Raw genomic sequence first — 11,471 nt, forward strand, 5'->3', positions numbered from 1 at the left:
CGTAGGGTTCTGGACAACCGCGCACTGCGCGGCAACAGGGGACCATCGAGAGGGGATTCAGCGGTGTCCGTCAACTTGAGCAAGGGTCAGGCCATCAGCCTGGAGAAGAAGGACGGGGCCACCCTGACCGCGGTCCGAATGGGACTGGGCTGGCAGGCGGCGAAGCGACGCGGCCTGTTCGGCTCCCGCACCCGCGAGATCGACCTGGACGCCTCGGCCGTCCTCTTCGCCGAGAAGCAGCCGGTCGACGTCGTCTTCTTCCGCCACCTGGTCAGCGACGACGGCTCCGTCCGGCACACCGGCGACAACCTCGTCGGCGGTGTCGGCCAAGGCGGTGACGACGAGGCGATCCTCGTGGACCTGCAGCGCGTCCCGGTCCACATCGACCAGATCGTCTTCACCGTGAACTCCTTCACGGGCCAGACCTTCCAGGAGGTGCAGAACGCGTTCTGCCGCCTCGTCGACGAGACCAACGGCCAGGAACTCGCCCGCTACACCCTGGACGGCGGCGGCGACTACACCGCCCAGATCATGGCGAAGGTGCACCGCGCGGGCTCGGGCTGGACGATGACCGCCCTGGGCGCCCCGGCCAACGGCCGCACGTTCCAGGACCTGATGCCGGCGATCCTGCCGCATCTGTAGGACCGCCCGTTCGACCGGCAGGGCGCACGAGACAACGACACAGGGGGCGACGGCGATGACGGCCGAGCTGGTGCGGGGACAGAACCACCCGCTGTCCCACATCCGGCTGACCATCCGGATCTCGGCCGGGGCGCCGGTCCTGGCCGGGGTCACCCTCGGCGACGAGAACGGCGCGGTGCACGGCATCCAGTGGGTGGCCCATCCCGGCTCCCCCGCTCTGCCCGGCATCGAGGTGTCCCGGCAGGCCGCAACCGAGCACCGGCTGGCCGTCGACCTGGGCGCCCTGCCCGAGGCCGTGCATCGCGTGGACGTCTTCCTCGCCCTGCCCGAAGGGGCGGCAGTGCCCCCGCGGTTCGGGGCCGTCGCCGCCCCGCACACCGCCGTCGAGGGCTTCGACGGCACCGAACTCGCCTGCTTCACCCTCACCGGCCTGGACAGCGAGACGGCCGTGCTCGCCCTGGAGCTGTACCGCAGACAGGGCGCCTGGAAGGTGCGTGCGGTGGGTCAGGGCTACGCTGCCGGGCTCACGGCGCTCCTCGCCGACCAGGGGCTGCGCGAGGCCGCCGACCTCGCGGCCGCCGTCCATGAGGCGGCGGCGCACGGCCCGTCCCGCCCACTGCCGCACCCCTCCGCCGCGCCGACGCCGCAGGACACCTCGGTCTGCGACGCCTCGGCCCGCACGCCGCAGGGCACCTCCGCGACCGTCCCGCACGACGCCTCCACTGCCGCGGCTCGCGACACGTCGGCAGGCGCACCGCACGACACCCGTGCGCCGGAGCCCCCGTACGCCGCGCAGCGGCCGGAGCCGGCACCCTCGTACGACGTGCGGAACCCGTACGACGCCCAGGCCTCGGGCGCCGGCCCGCGCGACACCGGCGCCCGGGTCGACTACACGCACCCCGGCCGCCGCCGCCATCACGCCCCACCGCCCCCGGCGTCTGCGGACACCGACGGCCGGCCCGCGCTGCCCGTAGCGGGTGACGCCGTGGGCTGGTCGATGGAGGAGCGGCTGTACAACCAGGTCTGGGGCATGTTCGAGGACGTGGCCCGCACGACCGCCGCGTACCGCAGCGCCGTCGACTTCGCCGACTCCCGCCTGGAGAAGGAACTCGACCAGGCCCTCACCGACCCCCGCGGCCGGCTCGGCACCGCGGGAGAGACCGCGCGTGAGGTGGCCCACGCCCGCCGGACGCAGTTGGTGGACCAGGCCCGCGCGGTCCTCGACCGCGACCTCGCCCAGCTCACCGCCGAGTCCGAGGTGGTCGAGCCCGCGCTGCCGCCCGCATACGCCGGCTGGGACAACCCCGTCTGGCACGGCTACCGCATGCCCACCGAGCCGCCGATGGCCCTGCGCCTGGGCGACCTGTATCTGCCCGAGAGCGTGCCGCTGCGCATCCCCATGCTGGTCAGGCTGCCGCTGGAGCGCGGCCTGTGGGTCGACAGCGGGCCGGCGTCCGCATCCGACGGCTTCCCGGACTCCGCCGAGCTGCGGCATCTGGCCATGGAGGCGGCCGTGGCGGTCGCGGCGAGGCTGCTCGCCGTGCATCCGGCGGGGGACTTCGCCGTGCAGATCATCGACCCGGCCGACGCCGGGGCAGCGGCGTTCGCTCCGCTCAGGCGGACCGGCGTGCTCGCCGCGCCTCCCGCGACCGGGGCGCCCGGGGTGACCGAGGTGCTGGAGAAGCTCACCCGGCGGGTCGACCTGGTGCAGATGGCCCTGCGCGGCGGCGCGCCCGAGTCGCTGCCGGCCGACGTCGACACCGCACGACAGCTGCTCATCGTCAATGACTTCCCGCACGGTTTCGACGACCGGGCCGTGACCCGGCTGCGCTATCTCGCCGACGAGGGGCCCGACGTCGGCGTGCACCTCCTGCTGGTGGCGGACCGCGAGGACGCAGCGGCCTACGGCCCTCTGCTCGATCCGCTGTGGCGTTCGCTGATGCGACTCACCCCCCTGCCCGACGACCACCTCGCCGATCCCTGGGTCGGGCACGCCTGGACCTACGAACCCTCTTTGGTGCCGGCCGGCAGCCAGATCGTGCACCAGGTCCTCGCCGAGGTGGCCAGGACTCTGACCAAGCGCAGGTAAAGCCCCGTTGACCAGGTCACTTGGTCTTTATTTTGCCTTTCCCTTTACCTTTCCTTGGTGGTTCGGGTACTGTTTCCGTACGGAGGGGAGTACTCCCTGACTGCGGCGCACCCGTCAGTACGGACCGTTTCCGGTCCCGGGGCGTCGGCCCGACGCGGGTGGAAGAGACCTCCGGCAGCGACGACGCTGACGTGTTTGCCGTTACGTAATGCCGGAGGTGCAGTGGAAGTCTCCATGACCCTGTGGGTCCTGACCGTCGTGGGTCTCGCCGCCCTGATCGCGGTCGATTTCTTCATCGGGCGCAAGCCGCACGAGGTGTCGATCAAGGAAGCCGGTATCTGGACCGTCGTCTGGATCGCCCTGGCCGGCCTCTTCGGCCTCGGTCTCCTCGTCTTCGGCGGCGGACAGCCGGCCGGCGAGTTCTTCGCCGGGTTCATCACCGAGAAGTCGCTGAGTGTCGACAACCTCTTCGTCTTCGTCCTGATCATGGCGAAGTTCGCGGTGCCCACCCAGTACCAGCAGCGCGTCCTGCTCGTCGGCGTGCTGATAGCCCTGGCCCTGCGGACCGTCTTCATCGCCGCGGGAGCCGCGATCATCGGCAGCTTCTCCTGGGTTTTCTTTCTCTTCGGCGCCTTCCTGATCTGGACCGCCTGGAAGCTCGTCCAGGAGGCCCGCGCGGACGAGGAGGACGAGGAGTACGAGGAGAACAAGCTGCTGAAGGCCGCGGAGCGCAAGTTCGGCGTGGCCGACCGGTACCACGGCACCAAGCTGTGGATCCAGCAGAACGGCAAGCGGGTCATGACCCCGATGCTGGTCGTGATGCTGGCCATCGGCACCACGGACGTCCTGTTCGCCCTGGACTCCATCCCCGCGATCTTCGGCCTGACCCAGGACCCGTACATCGTCTTCACCGCCAACGCCTTCGCCCTCATGGGTCTGCGGCAGCTGTACTTCCTCATCGGCGGCCTGCTGACGAAGCTGGTCCACCTCTCCTACGGCCTGTCGATCATCCTCGGCTTCATCGGCGTCAAGCTGGTGCTGCACGCCCTGCACGAGTCCGGCGTCCACGTCCCCGAGATCAGCATCCCGGTCTCGCTCGGCGTGATCTGCGCGGTCCTGGTCGTCACCACCATCACCAGCCTGATGGCCTCCAGGAAGCAGGCGGCCGTCGAGGCGGCGCACGCCGGCGGGGAAGGCGCTCCGAAGGACAGCGTCGACGCCTGACCGAGGCCGCGGCGGATGTGGCCGTGGGGGGGGGGGGGGGGGGGGGGGGGAAAAAACCCCCCCCCCCCCCCCCCCCCCCCCCCCCCGATGCCGGTCTGCACGACGGAAAGGACGAGAAGTATCCGAAAAGAGCGGAATGCGAACCCAGTACCTGTCTGCGACCATCGCCGCATGATCACTCGGTTCCGGTCGCTCACCCGGCAATGGACGATCCTCGTGCCCGTACTCGCGGTCGTTCTCCTGGTGTTCACCTGGGGCCGTGACCTGCCGGGCGCGGTCGTCGCCCTCGTGACCGTGGTGCTCGCCGGGGCCGTCCTGGCCGCGGTGCATCACGCCGAGGTCATCGCTCACCGCGTCGGCGAGCCCTTCGGGTCCCTGGTGCTCGCCATCGCCGTCACGATCATCGAGGTGGCCCTGATCGTCACCCTCATGGCCGACGGCGGCGACAAGAGTTCCACCCTGGCCAGAGACACCGTCTTCGCCGCCGTGATGATCACTTGCAACGGCATCGTCGGCCTCTGCTTGCTCGTCGCCTCGCTGCGGCACGGCACGGCGGTCTTCAACCCCGAGGGGACCGGTGCCGCCCTGGCGACCGTGGCGACGCTCGCCACGCTCAGCCTGGTGCTGCCGACCTTCACCACCAGCAAGCCCGGACCCGAGTTCTCCACGGTGCAGCTGACCTTCGCCGCGCTGTCCTCACTGATCCTTTACGGCCTGTTCGTGGCCACCCAGACCGTGCGCCACCGCGACTACTTCCTGCCGATCACCCGGCAGGGCGAGGTCATCACCGCCGACGACCACGCCCAGCCCCCCTCCGCGCGCACCGCCTGGATCGGCCTCGGTCTGCTCGGCCTGGCCCTGGTCGGCGTGGTCGGCCTGGCCAAGGGTGTGTCGCCCACCATCGAGTCGGGCGTGGCGGCGGCGGGCCTGCACCAAGCCGTCGTCGGTGTGATCATCGCCCTGCTCGTCCTGTTGCCGGAGACGATCGCAGCCCTGCGCTCCGCACGCCGCGACCGGGTGCAGACCAGCCTCAACCTCGCTCTCGGCTCAGCCATGGCCAGCATCGGACTGACCATCCCGGCCGTCGCCCTCGCCTCCGTCTGGCTGTCCGGACCGCTCGTCCTCGGCCTCGGCTCGACACACATGCTGCTGCTCGCGCTGACCGTGGTGGTCAGCTCCCTGACGGTGGTGCCGGGACGGGCCACGCCCCTGCAGGGAGGGGTCCACCTGGTGCTCTTCGCGGCATACCTGGAGCTGGCGATCAATCCATAGCGCAGCGGCGCCGGGTCAGCCTGCCACGGGCTCCACCGCCGGCACCGGTACCGGCCGCGTCTCCGGAAGCAGCGCGAAGCACACCAGGCTGACCAGTGCGACACCCGTCAGATACGCGCCCACGGCCCACGGCACCCGTCCGCCCTGCTCCGCGAGCGCCGTGGCCACGATCGGAGTGAGGGCGCCGCCGAGGACCCCGCCGAGGTTGTAGCCCACCGCGGCGCCCGTGCAGCGCACCCGCGCTTCGTACAGTTCCGGCAGATAGGCGGCGACGACCGCGAACATGATGACGAAGGTGATCAGGGCACCCAGAATGCCGAGGAACATCAGCAACGGCTCACCGGTGGCCAGCAGCGCCACCATCGGGAGCATCCACAGGGCGCAGGCCGAGCACCCCGTCAGACACATCGCCCGGCGCCCGTAGCGGTCGCCGAGCAGCGCCATCACAGGCGTGAGCGCCCCCTTGACGACCACCGCGGCCATGACACAGGTCAGCATCACTGTCCGGCTCACCCCGAGCCGTTCCGTCGCATACGCCAGCGACCAGGTCGTCACCGCATAGAACACCGCGTACCCGACGGCCAGCGCGCCGGCCGTCAGCAGCACCAGCCGCCCGTGATGCCGTACGACCTCGACGAACGGCACGCGCGCGTGGTCGTCGATCTCCAGGAACCGAGGGCTCTCGGCGAGCGACGAGCGCAGCCACAGCCCGGCCAGCGCCAGCACCCCGGCCGCCCAGAACGGCACCCGCCACCCCCACCGCGCGAACTCCGCGTCCGACAGTGCCGCAGACAGGGCGAGCATCACCCCGTTGGCGAGCACGAAACCGAACGCGGGGCCGACCTGAGGGAAGCTCGACCACAGCGCGCGTCGCGCGGCCGGCGCGTGCTCGGCGGTCAGCAGGACCGCTCCACCCCACTCCCCGCCGAGCCCCAGCCCCTGCAGGAAGCGCAGGACGAGCAGCAGTACGGGTGCGGCGACGCCGATCGCGCCGTACGACGGCACGCAGCCCACCGCGACCGTCGAGGCGCCCGTGAGCAGCAGCGAGAGGACGAGCACCGGCCGCCGCCCGCGCCGGTCGCCGAGATGCCCGAACAGCACCGCGCCGAGCGGACGGGCCACGAACCCCACCCCGAACGTCGCGAACGCCGCCAGGGTCCCCGCAACGGGCGAGAACGTCGGGAAGAACAGCGGCCCCAGCACCAGGGCCGCCGCCGTCCCGTAGACGAAGAAGTCGTAGAACTCGATCGCGCTCCCCGCCAGCGATGCGGCGGCGAGTCTCGGCATCGAAGGGGCACTTACGGCGCGTAGAGGCTGCATGCCGCGTCAACTACTCCCTGTGATCGGCGGTTACGGGGCGCGCGGAGGTGATCGGGCGACCGTGGCGTGCGCCGAAGTCACCGGGGCACACGGCCCGCCCTTCGCTCCGGCCACCGTGATACACCGGGTGCGAGCAGCGGTCGTCGACGTACCGCCCCGAACGGACCGGAGGAACCGTGCCCCGCACCCTGGCCAACGCCCCGATCATGATCCTCAACGGGCCCAACCTGAACCTGCTCGGCCAGCGCCAGCCCCAGATCTACGGCAAGGACACGCTGGCCGACGTCGAGGCGCTGTGTGCCAAGGCCGCGGCGGCGCACGGCGGCACGGTGGACTTCCGGCAGTCCAACCACGAAGGCGAACTGGTCGACTGGATCCACGAGGCGCGCCTGAACCACTGCGGGATCGTCATCAACCCCGGCGCCTACTCCCACACGTCGGTCGCGATTCTGGACGCACTCAACACCTGCGACGGCATGCCCGTGCTGGAGGTGCACATCTCCAACATCCACCAGCGCGAATCGTTCCGGCACCACTCGTACGTCTCGCTGCGCGCCGACGGTGTGATCGCCGGGTGCGGAGTGCAGGGCTATGTGTTCGGCGTGGAGCGCGTGGCCGCCCTGGTGGGCGCGGCCCAGGCCGACGCGTAGCCCTGCGCCGCCGCGTGGGCCTGCGCTGTCACAGCCGGCCCGCCTCCACGATCCGCCGCAGGAAGCGCCGCGTGCGCTCCTGCTGTGGGTCGCCGAAGACCTGCTCGGCGGTGCCGCGCTCCAGGACGACTCCACCGTCCAGAAAGCAAACCTGGTCGGCCACGTCCCGCGCGAAGCCCATCTCGTGCGTCGCCAGCATCATGGTCATGCCGTCGTCCTTCAGGTCCCGGACCACCTCCAGCACCTCGCCCACGAGTTCGGGGTCGAGCGCGGCCGTGATCTCGTCCAGCAGCAACAGCCGGGGCCGCACGGCAAGCGCCCGTACGATCGCCACACGCTGCTGCTGGCCGCCGCTGAGCCGGTCGGGATAGGCATCGGCCTTGGCGGCCAGTCCGAGGCGCTCCAGCAGCTGCCTGGCCCGTTCCTCGGCCTCGGCGCGGGCGGCGCCGTGCACGCGGCGCGGCGCCAGCGTGATGTTGTCCAGCACGGTCATGTGCGGGAACAGGTTGTACGCCTGGAAGACCACACCGATGCGCCGCCGCACCGCGTCCTGGTCGGCACGGGGATCGGTGATCTCCTCGCCGTCCAGCCAGATCGCACCGTCGTCGATCTCCTCCAGGAGGTTGGCGCAGCGCAGCAGCGTGGACTTGCCCGATCCGGACGCGCCGATCAGGGCGGTCACCGTGTGCGGCGCGACCTCCAGTTCGACGTCCCGCAGGACGATGGAAGCGCCGAAGGTCTTGCGGACGGACTCCATGCGCAGGACGGGTGCGTCTGCGTCACTCATAGCGCTCCTCCCTGGGCCCGCCGCCGGTCCATCCGGGCCGTCACCCAGTCCGTGAAGCGGGTCATCGGAATGGTCAGCGCCACGAACACCAGCCCCGCGACGATGTACGGCGTGTAGTTCATACTGCGGCCCACGATGATGTCGGCCGCCCGCACGGCGTCCACCGCGCCCCCGATCGACACCAGGCCCGTGTCCTTCTGCAGCGACACCAGGTCGTTGAGCAGCGGCGGCACCTGACGACGTACCGCCTGGGGGAGGACGACGTAGCGCAGGGCCTGCCGGTTGGTGAGGCCCAGCGAGCGGGCCGCGGCGTGCTGCGAAGGGTGGATCGACTCGATCCCGGCCCGGAACACCTCGGCCACATACGCCGAGTACGTCAGCGTCAGCGCCGTACCGCCCAGCAGCACCGGATCGACCGTCACGCCCTGCAGCCGCAGCGCCGGCACGCCCAGGACGACGATCATCAGGTTGATGATCAGCGGAAGGCCGCGGAAGAAGTCGGTGTACGCCGCCGCCAGCACCCGTAGCGGGAAGAAGACCGGACCGCGCAGGGTGCGCGCGATCGCGATCAGCATGCCCAGGACCAGGACGGCGACGCCGCAGACCGCGAGCAGGCGGACGTTCAGCCACAGACCGTCGAGGACCTTCGGCAGCGCCTCGCGCGCGTAGTGCGCGTCGAAGAACGTCTCCTTGGTGCGCGGCCAGCCCGGCGCGTCGACCACGACCAGGTACAGCACGACGGCCGTGACCAGCGTCGAGAGCGCCGCGACGGCCGTGGCGCGGCGGGCACGCGCGCGTTGGTGGCGCTCGCGCTCCAGCCGCCGCTGGGAGGGTACGTAGCCGTCACCGGGGACACCGCCGGCGGCGGCTCCGGTCATGTCGCCCTTGCCGTCGGCCCCCTCCCGGGCCGACTCGCCCTTGGTGACCGTCACTTGAGCACCGGAGCGTCGACGGCGTCGGAGAGCCACTGCTTCTCGAGCTTGCCCAACGTGCCGTCCTTGCGCAGGGCGTCTACGGCGCCGCTCACGCACGAGGTCAGTGCGCTGCCCTTGTCCAGCACCAGCCCGAACTGCTCAGGCGCGGCACCCTGGTTCTCGAACTGGCCGACGATCTTCGCGTTCGTCACCTCGGCCGCGGTGATGTAGAACGCGGTCGGCAGGTCGACGACGATGGCGTCGACCTGGCCGTTCTTCAGGGCGGACTTGGCCTGGTCGTTCTTGGCGTACACCGCGGCCTCCTGCTTCGGCTTCACCACGTCGGTGATGTAGTCGAGGCTCGTGGTGCCCACCTGGGCGCCCAGCTTGAGGTCCTTCAGGTCCGCGATGCTCGTCGCTCCGGCGGCCTTGCCGCCCTTCAGGGCGATGACGGCCTGACGCACGTCGTAGTAACCGGAGGAGAAGTCGACGGCCTTCTTGCGCTCGGTGCTGATCGACACCTGGTTGATGTCGAAATCGAAGGCCTTCACACCGGGCGCGAACGCCTTGTTGAACGGCACGCTCTGCCATACGACCGCGCTCTTGCCGTAACCCAGCTGCTGCGCCACGGCGTAGGCGACCGCCGACTCGAAACCCTTGCCGTTCGCCGGCTTGTCGTCCTTGAACCACGGCTCGTACGCCGGCTCGTCCGTCGCGATCGTCAGCTTGCCGGAGGTCTTGGTGGCCAACGTGCCCTTGGCGCAGCTCTTCGCGGCCGATCCGGACGGACTTGCCGGCGCGTTGTCCTCGGGCTGCGGAGCACAGCCGACAGCGGTGGCGAGCAGGGCTACGGTGGCGGCGGCCAGCGCACGGCGCAGGGTGCGAGGGGCGAGATACATGGCGGGAGATTGGCAGCGAACCCCATGCTTGTCCAGGTCATGACCGTAAGTGTCCGCATAGTGGGAACGGGTGTTGCGGTCCTGTGAACGCCGCGCGCACGCGCCCGCCGAAGCGACACGGCGAACCGCACCAACAGCTCACCAGCCTCGGGATCTCCACTCCGCCAGGTGCGGTCGTTCGTCGCCGAGCGTGGTGTCGTTTCCGTGGCCCGGGTAGATCCACGTTTCGTCGGGCAGCGGACCGAAGACCTTCTCTTCCAGACCGTCCATCAGACTCGTGAAGTCCACCGGATTCGTTGTCTTTCCAGGACCTCCCGGGAAGAGGCAGTCGCCGGTGAAGACGTGCGGGTGGCCGTGCGGGTCGTCGTAGACCAGCGCGATCGAGCCCGGGGTGTGCCCCACGAGATGCCGCGCGGTGAGTTCGACGCGCCCCACCCTGATGACGTCGCCGTCGTCCACGAGGACATCGGTGGGCACCGGGATGCCGGGGGCGTCCTCGCGGCCGGCGTACGTGCGCGCGCCCGTCGCGGCGACGACCTCGGCGAGTGCCTGCCAGTGGTCGCCGTGCCGATGCGTGGTGACCACGGATGCGATGCCGTCGTCGCCGATCATGCCGAGGAGCGTCTGCGCCTCGTTGGCGGCGTCGATCAGGAGTTGCTCGTCGGTGGCCCGGCAGCGCAGCAGATAGGCGTTGTTGTCCATCGGGCCGACCGCGATCTTCGTGATCATCAGGTCTTTCAGCTCGTGCACGTCGGCCGGTCCGCCGACCGTGACCTCTCCGCTGTACGTCATGGCGATCAGCCTATAGCGGGGAGCGCCCGGCGGACCGTTGTCGCGCTACAGCGGCGGCAGCTTCGGCAGTACGCCGCCGGTCGCCTTCAGCGCGGCCCCCTCACGACGTCCGGCGAGCCAGCCCAGCAGATCCGCCGGAGCGCCGCCGACCGTCACCTCGGGCTCGGCCGCCTCGCGTCCCGTGCTCCACGCGCGCGTGCCGTCCGTGACGCGGGTCGCGGGGACCTCGGAATGCCCGGAGAAGCGCTCCACGAGGAAGCCGATCTCCCGCTCCGTGAACTCCGCCGGAAGATCCTCCAGCTCGTACCCGATGCCGAGATCCACATGGTGCAGGTCGACCTCGGCCCACCTGCGGAACGGCACGCGGGACGCGGAGTCGGTGACCCCGTTGCGCAGCTCCACCGTGCGCGTCCAGTTCGCCGGCGCGTCTCCCGCCGCCTCGAAGCGGGCCGTGCTCTCGCGCAGGTCGGCGAGCTGGACGTCGAGGGGACGCGCGGCGTCGCGCTCGATGTCGGCGTTGCGTGCCTCGGCGCTCGCGTACATGGGCCGGCCCTCGAGAACGTTCACGAGCGCGTCCGCGTTGCGGGCGAGGTGGGCGAGGACATGGCCGCGAGTCCAGCCCGGAAGCCGTGACGGCTGGGCGAGCGATGCGTTGTCCAGCGCGGCGACCGCGGTGAGGAGCCGTTCGGTCGCATCGCGTACACATGCCAGGTCATGAGCGTGATCAATCATGGGCCTGACATTAGTCCCGCCACACCTTCGGGTGAAGGTGGTGAAGGCCGTCCGCAAATCGAAAGCACGTGCTATATCGTCGAGGGTGACGTCGGGCATGCTGGATGGCCGGGGGTTGTTATGCGATCGGGCAATCCGACCGGCGTTGTC

General features: G+C 70.5%; 11 protein-coding genes. 5 read left to right on the forward strand and 6 right to left on the reverse strand.

Going from position 1 to position 11,471, the window contains the following annotated elements; all coding sequences use genetic code 11:
* The first annotated feature begins 63 nt into the window (after window positions 1-63).
* The 4 genes from ACZ7GZ_RS11455 (at window position 64) to ACZ7GZ_RS11470 (ending at window position 5,227) form a co-directional block, all read left to right on the forward strand.
* Window positions 64-642 carry a TerD family protein gene (locus ACZ7GZ_RS11455; RefSeq protein ID WP_471022980.1) on the forward strand — a complete coding sequence of 193 codons (579 nt, stop codon included), beginning with the start codon at window positions 64-66 and terminating at the stop codon, window positions 640-642.
* A 55-nt stretch (window positions 643-697) separates the two neighbouring features.
* The gene (locus ACZ7GZ_RS11460; RefSeq protein ID WP_471022981.1) at window positions 698-2,731 is read left to right on the forward strand and encodes a TerD family protein; all 2,034 of its coding nucleotides are present in this window, start codon (window positions 698-700) and stop codon (window positions 2,729-2,731) included.
* 222 nt (window positions 2,732-2,953) lie between these two features.
* Complete coding sequence (locus ACZ7GZ_RS11465) at window positions 2,954-3,955, forward strand: TerC family protein (protein WP_471022983.1); 1,002 nt, start codon at window positions 2,954-2,956, stop codon at window positions 3,953-3,955.
* A gap of 171 nt (window positions 3,956-4,126) precedes the next feature.
* Entirely contained in the window at window positions 4,127-5,227 is a 1,101-nt protein-coding gene (locus ACZ7GZ_RS11470) for a calcium:cation antiporter (protein WP_471022986.1), read from the forward strand.
* A gap of 15 nt (window positions 5,228-5,242) precedes the next feature.
* Here ACZ7GZ_RS11470 and ACZ7GZ_RS11475 read toward each other — a convergent pair whose 3' ends face one another.
* Window positions 5,243-6,514 (reverse strand): MFS transporter, encoded by a 1,272-nt coding sequence (locus ACZ7GZ_RS11475; RefSeq protein WP_471022988.1) that lies wholly within the window; start codon window positions 6,512-6,514, stop codon window positions 5,243-5,245.
* A gap of 209 nt (window positions 6,515-6,723) precedes the next feature.
* Between ACZ7GZ_RS11475 and aroQ the strand changes: the two genes are divergently transcribed.
* Entirely contained in the window at window positions 6,724-7,197 is a 474-nt protein-coding gene (gene aroQ, locus ACZ7GZ_RS11480; protein ID WP_471022990.1) for a type II 3-dehydroquinate dehydratase, read from the forward strand.
* Between the two features lie 28 nt (window positions 7,198-7,225).
* Here the strand turns inward: aroQ and ACZ7GZ_RS11485 are convergent, their stop codons facing one another.
* The 5 genes from ACZ7GZ_RS11485 to ACZ7GZ_RS11505 form a co-directional block, all read right to left on the reverse strand.
* Window positions 7,226-7,984 carry an amino acid ABC transporter ATP-binding protein gene (locus ACZ7GZ_RS11485; protein WP_471022992.1) on the reverse strand — a complete coding sequence of 253 codons (759 nt, stop codon included), beginning with the start codon at window positions 7,982-7,984 and terminating at the stop codon, window positions 7,226-7,228.
* Window positions 7,981-8,916 (reverse strand): amino acid ABC transporter permease, encoded by a 936-nt coding sequence (locus tag ACZ7GZ_RS11490; protein WP_471022993.1) that lies wholly within the window; start codon window positions 8,914-8,916, stop codon window positions 7,981-7,983. The genes ACZ7GZ_RS11485 and ACZ7GZ_RS11490 overlap by 4 nt, the downstream gene beginning before the upstream one ends.
* Window positions 8,913-9,797 carry an ABC transporter substrate-binding protein gene (locus ACZ7GZ_RS11495; protein ID WP_471022994.1) on the reverse strand — a complete coding sequence of 295 codons (885 nt, stop codon included), beginning with the start codon at window positions 9,795-9,797 and terminating at the stop codon, window positions 8,913-8,915. Before ACZ7GZ_RS11495 ends, ACZ7GZ_RS11490 begins: the two co-directional genes overlap by 4 nt.
* A gap of 138 nt (window positions 9,798-9,935) precedes the next feature.
* On the reverse strand, window positions 9,936-10,589 hold the full coding sequence (locus ACZ7GZ_RS11500) for an MBL fold metallo-hydrolase (protein WP_471022996.1): 654 nt from the start codon (window positions 10,587-10,589) through the stop codon (window positions 9,936-9,938).
* 45 nt (window positions 10,590-10,634) lie between these two features.
* Window positions 10,635-11,321: a maleylpyruvate isomerase family mycothiol-dependent enzyme gene (locus ACZ7GZ_RS11505; RefSeq protein ID WP_471022999.1), complete on the reverse strand. Its 687-nt coding sequence runs from the start codon at window positions 11,319-11,321 to the stop codon at window positions 10,635-10,637.
* Between the last annotated feature and the right edge of the window lie 150 nt (window positions 11,322-11,471).

The organism is Streptomyces sp. NPDC037288 (genome assembly GCF_055603265.1).

Bases quoted from the DNA above. Each gene is read 5' to 3' on its own strand.
- ACZ7GZ_RS11495 (WP_471022994.1), bottom strand. From the start codon at position 9,797: ATGTATCTCGCCCCTCGCACCCTGCGCCGTGCGCTGGCCGCCGCCACC.
- ACZ7GZ_RS11485 (WP_471022992.1), bottom strand. From the start codon at position 7,984: ATGAGTGACGCAGACGCACCCGTCCTGCGCATGGAGTCCGTCCGCAAG.
- ACZ7GZ_RS11500 (WP_471022996.1), bottom strand. From the start codon at position 10,589: ATGACGTACAGCGGAGAGGTCACGGTCGGCGGACCGGCCGACGTGCAC.
- ACZ7GZ_RS11475 (WP_471022988.1), bottom strand. From the start codon at position 6,514: ATGCCGAGACTCGCCGCCGCATCGCTGGCGGGGAGCGCGATCGAGTTC.
- ACZ7GZ_RS11470 (WP_471022986.1), top strand. From the start codon at position 4,127: ATGATCACTCGGTTCCGGTCGCTCACCCGGCAATGGACGATCCTCGTG.
- ACZ7GZ_RS11505 (WP_471022999.1), bottom strand. From the start codon at position 11,321: ATGATTGATCACGCTCATGACCTGGCATGTGTACGCGATGCGACCGAA.
- ACZ7GZ_RS11460 (WP_471022981.1), top strand. From the start codon at position 698: ATGACGGCCGAGCTGGTGCGGGGACAGAACCACCCGCTGTCCCACATC.